This window comes from Dactylosporangium sp. NPDC050588 (assembly GCF_040654975.1).
In the GTDB taxonomy this organism is placed as follows: Bacteria; Actinomycetota; Actinomycetes; order Mycobacteriales; family Micromonosporaceae; genus Dactylosporangium; species Dactylosporangium maewongense.
Genome location: NZ_JBFAJA010000176.1, coordinates 1 through 9880 on the forward strand (window position 1 = coordinate 1; position 9880 = coordinate 9880).

Annotated in this window: 12 protein-coding genes; 6 read left to right on the plus strand and 6 right to left on the minus strand. The window is 72.8% G+C overall.

All coding sequences use genetic code 11. The features are described from left to right. On the minus strand, positions 1–1170 hold a 1170-nt coding region (locus tag AB0I21_RS56710; protein ID WP_360574271.1), incomplete at its 3' end, for an RNA-guided endonuclease TnpB family protein. A 305-nt stretch (positions 1171–1475) separates the two neighbouring features. On the opposite strand from AB0I21_RS56710, the gene AB0I21_RS56715 reads away from it, so the two are divergent. Further along, positions 1476–1805: a hypothetical protein gene (locus AB0I21_RS56715; protein WP_360574273.1), complete on the plus strand. Its 330-nt coding sequence runs from the start codon at positions 1476–1478 to the stop codon at positions 1803–1805. Here the strand turns inward: AB0I21_RS56715 and AB0I21_RS56720 are convergent. Further along, the gene (locus AB0I21_RS56720) at positions 1802–2878 is read right to left on the minus strand and encodes a phosphoribosylaminoimidazolecarboxamide formyltransferase (protein ID WP_360574275.1); all 1077 of its coding nucleotides are present in this window, start codon (positions 2876–2878) and stop codon (positions 1802–1804) included. The genes AB0I21_RS56715 and AB0I21_RS56720 overlap by 4 nt on opposite strands. 156 nt (positions 2879–3034) lie before the next feature. After that, positions 3035–3406 (minus strand): STAS domain-containing protein, encoded by a 372-nt coding sequence (locus AB0I21_RS56725; RefSeq protein ID WP_360574276.1) that lies wholly within the window; start codon positions 3404–3406, stop codon positions 3035–3037. Positions 3407–3700: 294 nt separating this feature from the next. On the opposite strand from AB0I21_RS56725, the gene AB0I21_RS56730 reads away from it, so the two are divergent. Further along, entirely contained in the window at positions 3701–4276 is a 576-nt protein-coding gene (locus AB0I21_RS56730; RefSeq protein ID WP_360574278.1) for a SigE family RNA polymerase sigma factor, read from the plus strand. Further along, positions 4273–5061 carry a hypothetical protein gene (locus tag AB0I21_RS56735; protein ID WP_360574280.1) on the plus strand — a complete coding sequence of 263 codons (789 nt, stop codon included), beginning with the start codon at positions 4273–4275 and terminating at the stop codon, positions 5059–5061. The genes AB0I21_RS56730 and AB0I21_RS56735 overlap by 4 nt, the downstream gene beginning before the upstream one ends. Before the next feature lie 7 nt (positions 5062–5068). Here the strand turns inward: AB0I21_RS56735 and AB0I21_RS56740 are convergent, their stop codons facing one another. After that, positions 5069–5896, minus strand: a complete 828-nt coding sequence (locus AB0I21_RS56740) for a hypothetical protein (RefSeq protein ID WP_360574282.1) — start codon at positions 5894–5896, stop codon at positions 5069–5071. A 76-nt stretch (positions 5897–5972) separates the two neighbouring features. Here AB0I21_RS56740 and AB0I21_RS56745 point away from each other — a divergent pair, with 76 nt between their 5' ends. Beyond that, positions 5973–6398, plus strand: coding sequence for a hypothetical protein (locus AB0I21_RS56745; protein WP_360574284.1), 426 nt, complete (start codon positions 5973–5975; stop codon positions 6396–6398). On the opposite strand, the gene AB0I21_RS56750 is transcribed toward AB0I21_RS56745, so the two are convergent. Then, positions 6370–7068 carry an SDR family oxidoreductase gene (locus AB0I21_RS56750; protein WP_360574286.1) on the minus strand — a complete coding sequence of 233 codons (699 nt, stop codon included), beginning with the start codon at positions 7066–7068 and terminating at the stop codon, positions 6370–6372. The genes AB0I21_RS56745 and AB0I21_RS56750 overlap by 29 nt on opposite strands. A gap of 54 nt (positions 7069–7122) precedes the next feature. After that, a complete protein-coding gene (locus tag AB0I21_RS56755) occupies positions 7123–8559 on the minus strand; it encodes an MFS transporter (protein ID WP_360574288.1) in 1437 nt (478 codons plus the stop codon). A gap of 78 nt (positions 8560–8637) precedes the next feature. On the opposite strand from AB0I21_RS56755, the gene AB0I21_RS56760 reads away from it, so the two are divergent. Together AB0I21_RS56760 and AB0I21_RS56765 are read left to right on the plus strand one after the other, a co-directional pair. Next, on the plus strand, positions 8638–9324 hold the full coding sequence (locus AB0I21_RS56760) for a TetR/AcrR family transcriptional regulator C-terminal domain-containing protein (protein WP_360574290.1): 687 nt from the start codon (positions 8638–8640) through the stop codon (positions 9322–9324). A 116-nt stretch (positions 9325–9440) separates the two neighbouring features. Continuing rightward, positions 9441–9755, plus strand: a complete 315-nt coding sequence (locus tag AB0I21_RS56765; RefSeq protein ID WP_344511016.1) for a muconolactone Delta-isomerase family protein — start codon at positions 9441–9443, stop codon at positions 9753–9755. The last annotated feature ends 125 nt before the right edge of the window (positions 9756–9880 follow it).

Here is a 9880-nt window from a genome sequence, read left to right on the forward strand (position 1 = left end):
TTCCTGCTTCACCGACGACTGCCCCGTCCGAGAGGACTCTCGTTGAGGTCTTACACCGCCTCCACAGGCGATCACGGAGAGCCCCTCCGCGAGAACGTTGCGGGCCGCGTTGACGTCACGGTCGTGGGTCTGCCCGCATCGACAGGTCCACGACCGCACGTGCAGCGGCATCCGCGCAGCGAGCGCACCACAGGCCGAGCACAGCTTCGACGACGGGAACCAACGGTCCACCACGACCAGATTCCGGCCGTGCCAGTCGGTCTTGTACTCGAGCATGGCGCGGAACTGCCGCCAGGCCGCGTCGCTGATAGCGCGGGCCAGGCTGTGGTTTCGGAGCATGTTGCGGACGGTCAGGTCCTCGATCACGATCGTTTGGTTCTCACGAACGAGCCGAGTACTCACCTTGTGCAGGTGGTCACGCCTGCGGTCGGCGATCCGGGCGTGCACGCGGGCGCCCTTGCACCGGGCCTTCGCCCGGTTCGTGGAGCCGGGCGCCTTCCTGGCGAGGTTGCGTTGGGCGCGGGCGAGCGCGGCTCGGTCCCGGCGTTCATGCTTCGGGTTGGTGATCTTCTCCCCGGTGGACAGGGTGAGCAGACTGTCGAGGCCGGCGTCCACACCGACCGTGCCCGTGGCCGAAACGGGCTCGACCCGGTCCTCGCACAGCAGGGACACGAACCAGCGGCCCGCGGAGTCCTGCGACACGGTGACCGTGGACGGCGATGCGCCCTCGGGCAGCGGACGCGACCACACGATGTCCAGCGGCGCATCCATCTTGGCCAGGGTGAGCCGGCCGCCGCGGTAGCGGAACGCGCTGGTGGTGTATTCCGCCGAACGCCGCGACCGCTTCCTGGACTTGAACGTCGGATACCTCGCCCGCTTGGCGAAAAAGTTCGTGAACGCCACCTGCAGGTGACGCAGCGCCTGCTGCAACGGCACCGAGGAGACCTCGTTGAGAAACGCCAGCTCGTCGGTCTTCTTCCACGCGGTTAGCAGCGCGCTGGTGGCGTTGTAGTTGACCCGCTCCTGCCGCAGCGTCCACGCCTCGGTGCGGGCCTGCAACGCCATGTTGTACACCAACCGGACACACCCGAACGTCCGGGCAAGCTCCGCCGCCTGCTCCGGACTGGGGTAGAAGCGGTACTTGAACGCCCGCTTCACCGCCCTGGCCACGGCTCACAAGCTAGCACGCGCATCAGGAACCTCGCTGTAACAGGCGGCTACACGCCGGCCCGCCCTGGGCGGCGGATCGGCGTTCCTGCCCTGCTCCACAGGGGCTCCGCTTCCCCCACGGCTAAGCCGAGGTTTTCACGGAGACCTCCGATGAGCGGCCCGAGCACGAGCGGCCGCCACGAGCGGCGCCACGAGCGCGCGCCCCGGTCGGCCGTCAGCATGATCGGCCTCGGTTACTACGGCCAGCAGGCGGGTCCGGCGACGCGTGCCTGCAGGTCCGGATCTCGGGTGCCCGCCGGGCACTCATGTGCGACCAGCACTGGGACCGTGACGTGCACCGCCACTGGCACGGCCCGGTGCCACCGGACGGCGCCGTCAGGATCGGGCGGCCGTCGCTGCTGGTGGTCCGCTTCCCCGGCAGCGACGAGGTGCTCGTCGTGTCCGTGCTCTACCGCGACATCGCCACGCTCAGGGCACCGGGCACGGTCGTACGCACGGTGCCCTTCCTCGACAGCGGGTTCTCCTACGTCGCCGACGTGCTCGCCGCCGGCGACGCCGCGGGCATGCAGGCCTTCGCCCCCGACGGCGAGCCGCTCTTCTACCACTACGTCGAGCGCGACCCCGGCGGTTCCTAGTGGCAGAACAGGCGGATCCCCGTTCGGACGAGGGTGATGCTGCGGCGGTCGCACTCGGCGGACACGTCGGTGGAGCGGATCGAGTCGCCCGGTTCGGCGATGTACCGCACGCCGTGCCGGGCGGCGTGCTCCACGTTGTCGGCGAAGGGCAGCGCCCCGTCGGAGACGAACGCGATCCCGTCCCTCCCGGCCAGCCAGGCCTCCCGGTCGGTGGCGTCGAGCAGTTCCACCCGTCGGAGCTGCTCGGCGACCCGGTCCTGGACCTTGTCCTGGTCGCCGGTGGGCAGCGCGGGGTGGCGGCGCAGCCACCACGTGTCGGCCTTGGCTCCGGCCAGCCTCGTGCAGTCCACCCGTGACTGCTGTCCCGCGCCGACCCCGAGCACCATGCCGTCCCGGACGTAGGCGACCGAGTTCGACTGCGTGTACCTGACCGTCACCAGCCCGAGCAGCAGGTCGTCGGCCGCGGCCGGGGGTAGCCCTTCGCCGAGCAGATCCCGGGTCAGCGGAGCGTCGTCGCGCGGCTGGGTGAGGCGCATCCCGTACACCTCACGATGCTCCACCGAAGGGGGCCGAAACGCCGGGTCTGCCTCGACGACGAGGAAGCGGCCGCCCTTCTTCGCCGCGAGCGCCGCCACCACCCCGTCCTCGAACCCGGGCGCCACGATCCCGTCGGACACCACCCGCCGCAGCAGGTCGGCGAGCTCGGCGTCGACGGGCTCGGACACCGCGACGAAGTCGCCGTAGGAGCTCTTCGGGTCCGCGTCCCGCGCCCTGACGTACGCGCTGGTCAGCCGCCCGGTCGTCGCGGGATTCAGCCGGTACGTGGCGGCCATGACCCGGTCGAGCGGACCCGCGGTCGCGGCGCCGGCGGGCGACACGTGCTTGAACGACGCCGCGACCGGCCCGCCGAGCGCGGCCGCCGCCTCCCGAACCAGCTGCCAGGCCCCGGCCGCGTCGAGCACGTTCACGAACGACGGCACCCCGTGCAGGAACCGCAACGGCGGCCGCCCCGGGTCGAGCGCTGCCATCGATGCCGGCCGCTGGTGCGGGTTCATGCCATAGCGCAGGTCCACCGTGCCTCCGTTTCGCAGGACGTCTGCTTCCCGGAGGCGCCCAGGCGGACGGCGCCACACCCATCGATCCGGCCGGTCCCCGGTGGTGCCCCACCCGCGCCAGTAGCGGCCACCCGCAGCCTATCGGCCCTCAGCGGTGCGCGGCCGGCGACCTGGTCACACGGTCCTGGGTTGTGGTGCGGGGCTGCCGCCGTCGGGCGCGGGGTGATCGTGCTGGGTGGCGGTGAGGTCCAGCACCCAGGCGACCTGGCCGGCCGCGTTGACGATCAGCATGGCGCCGCCCGCGTCGCGGGCGGCGGCGCGGCCGATCCACAGGGTTCTGATGGTCGAGGCGTCGATGAAGGTGACGTCGCGCAGGTCCAGGGTGATCGCGCGGCGACCGGCGGCCAGCGCCGCACTGAACGCGGTCGCGAGCAGATCGCAGTTGTCACGGGCGAACTCGCCGGAGGCGTGCAGCGTGACCGCCGTCGGCCCGGCCGAGTCGTCGGCGACGACGCTGGTGGTGCGTGGATCGACGGTGCCGTCCATGCGTGCTCCCACGGGTCGGTACTCCCCGCCGCGGCACAGCGGGGCGTGCCGCGCCGGTCAGAGTCCCTCGGCTCATGCTTACGCCGGCAACCGGCGGGCGACTACCTCGTCCGACGATGTTTCTGGCCGATGGCTGTGCGGTGAGTGAAGTCCACGGTTGCGCGGCGCTGGGCCGGCCGACGGTCCTCCGACACCAGGTGTCTGTCACCGGCGAACGGCGACCCGAGCCCCGGCAGCACCTGGTTTGACGTGCGAATCATGCGGGGGCAAGCTGCCCGGGCAACCCAATTCCGCATGCTGTACGTGTCTAACGCGATGATGATGCGAATTCTGCGGCGCGGCCGGCGTCCGCACGACGACGAGTTCGTCGCGTACTACGCCGCCCGCGCCGGACACCTGAGAAACACCGCCTTCCTGCTGTGCGGGGACTGGCACCTCGCCGAGGACCTGACCCAGACGGTGTTCACGAAGCTGTACCGCGCGTGGGGCCGGATCGACCGGCACGACGTGCTCGACCAGTACGCGCGGCGGGTGCTGCTGCGGGCCTTCCTCGACGAGCGTCGGCGGCCGTGGCGGCGGGAACGCCCGACGCCCGACGACGAGGTGCTCGACGCGAGCGTCCCCGACCAGCGGGGCGTCGAGGACCGGCAGGTGCTCAAGCGGGCGCTGCTGCGCATCCCGAAAGGGCGGCGGGCGGTGCTGGTCCTGCGCTTCTGGGCGGACCTGTCGGTCGAGCAGGTCGCCGACGTGCTCGGCTGCTCCACCGGCACCGTGAAGAGCCAGACCGCCCGCGGCCTCGACAACCTGCGCGAGGTGCTCGGCGACACCCTCGAAGACCTCAGACCGACCAGCCCCGGAGGACTCCAGTGAACGACGTGAAGATGCTCTGCGACCTCGCCCTCGACGACGCGCCGCCGCTGCGTGAGGCGGAGCGGGTCCTCGCGGTCGCGGCCCGGGCCGCGCGGACCCGCGACCGGGTCGTCGCCGCCACCGCGGGTCTCGCCGGCGTGACGGTCGCGGCGGCCCTGGCCGCCCCGGCGCTGCTGCCGTCCCGCCCGCAGCCCCCCGCGCCGTTCGTCGCCGTGCCGGCCGCGCAGCCCGCCGGCTCTCAGGTCCCGTCCGCGGCGCCGGTACCGTCGGCGCAGGCGCTCCCGACACACGACCGCGCCGTGTACGACCTGCTCGTCGCGGCCCTGCCGGCGGGGTACACGGGACGCACCCAGTACCCGTTCGCCGGTCCGAGCACGCCGGCGATGCGCCTGGACTCGCCGACCGGTTCGGCGCTCGTGGTGATGTCCGCCCACGTCGTCGTCTCGGACGGCCACGGGGAGGGCTACCTCGGCGCGTACCTGGCGCAGACCAGCGAAACCGTGCCGCCCGGCGGCCTGTGCGCCCTGCCCGACGCGGGCCGCGAGTGCCGCGTCGTCGACGTCGCCGGCGTGCCGGTCGTGGTCTGGCTGGAGGACCACGGCGACGGCGACGTCATCGTCGCCCGCCGCTACCTGCAGGGCGGCCACTTCAGCGTGACCGCCCAGCGCACCGTCCCCGTCTACCCCCACGACACCGCCACTGACCGCAAACCCGCCCTGGACAAGGCGTTCATCACCGCGGACCAGGTCGCGGCGCTGGCGGGCAACCCGGCGATGCTGCCCTGACGCCGTCCTAGCGGGGCAGCGGCGTGGCGTCGGCGACCAGCCGGCGCCACGCCTGCCGCACCGCGACCAGCTCCGCCCGGTGGCCGGCCTCCCACGCCTCCAGCGCCGGCGCGACCCGCGCCATCGCCAGCTCGTACGCGGGGCGGCGGCACGCGGCGTCGGCGGCGAACGCGGCCTCGATCTGCCCGGCCGGCCGGGTGGACAGATACTCGGGACGGTCGTCGCCGACGTCGGGGTGGCCCTTGCTCCGCATACAGGACTGGTACGGCCGCATCGCGGCGGCGACCGCACCGTCCGCGGCCAGGGGCGCGAACAGGCCGTCGAGACCCGAGAGCTCCCGGACGCCGGCCGGCGGGTCGGCGTCGAAGTACGACCGGTGCCCGAACGGCGCGTTGCACGCCTCGAACGCGGGCACGTCCTCGGGCGCGAGCGCGTGCTCGACCGCACCGGAGCGCCGTAGCCGCTCGAACGCGGCGGCGGCCAGCCGGTACGGGCGCGGCCCGGCGGTGACCGAGTCGAGGACGGTCCCCGAGCCGTTGCCGTAACCGAGGTCGGCGTCGGTGTAGTCCTGGTAGTAGCTGACGTACGGCGGCTGCCGGTACGGCCGCCCGGCGGCGCGCATGCAGGCGGCGAGCCCGCCCTCGACGCGGTGGTAGTTGAGCAGCTCGGCGGCCCGCCGCTCCTCGACGCTGCCGGTGATCCGCCGCATCAGGTCGTCGAGCCGCGCCGCCGTCCGCTCGACCGGCTCGGCCCCGCTGACCGGCGCGGCGGCCGGCGACGCCACCACGAGCAGGACGAAGACCCAGGCCAGCACCCCGAACACCCGACGCGTCACGTCAAGGTGAACGACCGGAGCCCACCGCCGGTCGCGACCCGGGCGCCGCCCGCCACCTGCCGGGTACCGTGGCGGTGTGCGGCGACTGGTCGGTGACGAGATCCTGCAGCCGTGCGCCAGCTGCGGCGGCACCAGCCGGAGCTGGGCGCAGGAGTCCGTCATCTACGGGCGCGTCGAGTCGTCCGTCTCGATGCGGTGCGACTGCGGCGCCGCGAGCGAGGCCTGCGACTGGGGTCCGCTGACCGGAATCGCACGGGAGGCGTTCATCGCCCGCGTCGGGCTCGTCCGGGTGCACGCCGACCCCGAGGTCAACCGTCCGGTGCGGGTGCGGCTGCTCGCGGTGTTCCGCCGGGATGGGATGACGATCGCCGAGGCCGTCGACGCCTACGCGCGCCTGACGGGGGACGGCATCACCGGCACCCCGGCCGAGACGCAGTTGCTCGCCGACCGGCTGGCCGCGGCGGGCGGGACGGTCACGACAGCTGCGGGTACACCGTCCTGAGGTCGGCGGCGAGGGCCTGCTTGGCGCCGGTGGCGGCGTCGTCGACGAGGATCTCCAGGTCGCCCCGGGCGACGCCGTCGGCCACGGCGGTCGCGACGGCCGCGGGGTCGAGCTTCGGCACGTCCCAGCGGGACATCATGTCGGTGTCGGCGGCGCCGAGGTGGACGCCGGAGACCTGGGTGCCCTGGGCGGCGAGCTCGAGGCGGATGCCGTTGGTGAGGCTCCACTCGGCCGCCTTCGCCGCGGCGTAGGACGTGGCGTTGAGGAACGTGATCCACGACAGCACCGACAGGAGGTTGACGACGGCGCCGCCGCCGTTGGCGGCCAGGATCGGGGCGAAGGCGCGGACCATGCGGAGCGTGCCGAAGAAGTGCGTCTCCATCTCGAGGCGGATGTCGTCGAGGTCGCCGTCGACGAGGTTGGCGAACGTCGCCACGCCGGCGTTGTTGACCAGCAGCGTGACGTCGCCGGCCGCGGCCGCGGCGGCCTGCACCGAGGCGGCATCGGTGACGTCGAGCGGCAGGACCGTCGCTCCGGGCAGGTCGACGGATCGCGGGTCGCGGGCCGCCGCGTACACGGTCGCGCCGCGGGCGAGCAGTTCGCGGGCGATGTGCAGGCCGAGGCCGCGGTTGGCGCCGGTGACCAGCGCGACGGATCCTTCGATCTTCATGGTTACCTCCTGAAGTGGTCCGATCACGGTATGGCATCGACGCGCGGCAGGAGATCAGCCTTTGTGGCTACGGCGGATCGCCCAGAGGACGAGGGCGGCGCAGACGGCCGTGAGCGTCAGCGTCGCGACGGTGATGGCGTTCTCGAAGCTGTGGGTCGCCGCGGCGCGGGTGCCGACGTCCGTCAGCGGACCGGCGAGCGCGGCGGCCACGATCGTGCCCGTGACGGCCATGCCGATGCTGCTCGCGACCTCCTGGCTGGTGTCGTTGAGCGCGGCGCCGATGGAGGTCTGGTCCTCGGGCAGCCCGCGCATGACCGTCACTGCGGCGATGATCATGACGACCCGCATGCCGGCGGCCGTCAGTACCAGCGCGGCGGCGATCCAGGCGTAGTGCTGCCGGCCGAGGAGGCCGTAGATCAGCAGGCCCGCGACGACGGCGGCCGCGCCGACCGGGCCGGCCAGGCGGGCGCCGATCTTCTCGACGAACTTCTCCACGAACGGCCCGACCGCGAGCATGGTGACGATCTGCGGGAGGTTGCCGAGCGCGGCCTGCGCCGGTGACCAGCCCCAGACGAGCTGCAGCTGCAGCGAGACGCTGAAGGTGAGCACGGCGAGCCCGAGGCCGATCGCCGCCTGGTACGCGAGGCTGGCCGACACCGACGGGCGCTTGAGCAGGGCGAAGTCGAACATCGGGTGGGCGGTGCTGCGCTCCCGGATCACGAACCCGAGCGCGCTGAGCACGGCGCCCGCGCCGGCGAGCCACGGCTTCGCGTGACCCCAGCCCTCCTCGACCGCCAGGGTGGCCGTCCACAGGGCGAGGATGATCGTGGCCGTGCCGAGCAGGGCGCCGGGCAGGTCCAGCGGCGAGCGGTTGCGGTGCGCGGGGTCGTCGGCGGGGACGCCGAAGCGGATGCACGCGATCGCGAGCGCCGCGATCGGCACGTTGAGCAGCAGCAACGCCTGCCACGGCAGCACCTGGATCACCAGTCCGCCGACGGTCGGCCCCACGGCCAGGCCGACGAGGCCGACCGAGGAGATCAGGCCGGTCGCCCGCATCAGGAGGTTCTCCTGGTCGAACAGCCGGAAGCACAGCGCCATCGTCCCGGGTGCGGTCATGGCCGCGGTGACGCCGATGACCGCCCGCACCGCGACGAGCTGGCCCGGCGTGCGGACCGCCAGCACGGCGAGGCTGGCGAGCGCGAACAGGCCGAGCCCGATGAGCATGACCCGCCGGGTCCCGTACCGGTCGGCGATGGATCCGAACGCGATCATCAGGCCGCCGAAGAGCAGCGAGTAGCCGGAGGTGATCCACTGCAGGTCGGCGGCGGAGGCGTGCAGGTCCCGCGCGATGGTGGGCAGCGCCACGTTGAGCACGGAGTTGTCGAGCATCTCCACCAGGAAGACGACCGACAACCCGAGGATGGCGGGCCAGACCGCCCGCAGGGAGGTGGCCTGCCCCGGCTTGCGCACCTCGATGACGTCGACACTCATCTCGCACCTCCTTCTGGAATGTCATTCCATTACTCTCCGATTCTGGAATGACATTCCAGTCCGTGTCAAGATGGAGGCATGCCACAGACACCCGCCAAGGGCCGCACCGCACGACTGTCGAGGGAGGTGGTGGCCGCCGCCGCCGTCGAGCTGCTCGACGAGCACGGCGAGCGCGGGCTCACGTTCAAACTGCTCACCGAGCGGCTCAAGACGGGTGCGGGCGCGCTGTACTGGCACGTGGCGAACAAGGACGACCTGGTCCGCCTCGCCGCCGACCGGGTCATGGGCGACGCGCTCACCGGCGGCGCCGACGCGTCGCTGCACACGCTGGCCCTCGCGATCTACGACACCTTCGAGCGCCACCCGTGGGCCGCGTCCCACATCGGCGTGGTCCCGCCGCAGCCCAACGCGCTGCGTCTGCTGGACCGCATCGGCACGCTGGTCGCGAAGACCACGCTGCCGCCCGAGCGCCACTTCGTGACCGCCACCGCCATCTTCAACTTCGTCACCAGCGTCACCGCGCAGGAGAGCAGCAACGCCGCGACCGCCGCCCCCGGCGGGAGCCGCGACACGGTCCTGGCCGAGCTGGCGGCGCAGTGGGAGGCCCTCGACCCGGACGCGTTCCCGTTCCTGACCCGCGCCGCCGCCGACCTGCGCGACCACGACGACCGCGACCAGTTCGTCGCCGGCCTCGACCTGCTCCTGGACGGCCTGCGCCTGCAGGAGCTCAAGCTCGACACCGCGACCGACCCCGACCGCCCCTGACCGCCACGAGGACGGTGTCGCCGGGCTCCAGGAGCGCTCCAGTCCCGCTGCACCGCACGCGAACAGGCTGGTCCGTGAGCCCGCGCCGCGCGGGACGCTCACCCTGGAGGGCATCCATGGCACTGTTCGCCGTCTTCACGCACCAGAACCCCATCGGGATCAGCTCCGACGAGTTCCGGCACCGGCTGCCGGAGGGCTTCGGCTACATCCAGGGCCTGATCGACAAGGGCATCATCAAGCACAGCTGGATCGTCGTCGGGCAGTCCGGCGGGCTCAACATCTACGAGGTCGCCTCGCACGAGGAGCTCACCGACGTCCTGTACGGCAACCCGCTCTCCTCGCACCTGCGCCTCGAGGTGCTGCCGCTGTCGACGCCCGGCGGGTTCGACGTCGACGCGTTCGCCAACCGCGACCTCGCGCCCGCGGGCTGAGCCCGTGCGGGCGCTCGTCACGACCGGCGGGGGCGGCGCCGCCGAGCGCGACCTGCAGATCATCCGCCGCGGCTGGGTCCCCCGCGAAGAACTGACCCGCCCCGGCCACCGCCCCCGCACCTGAC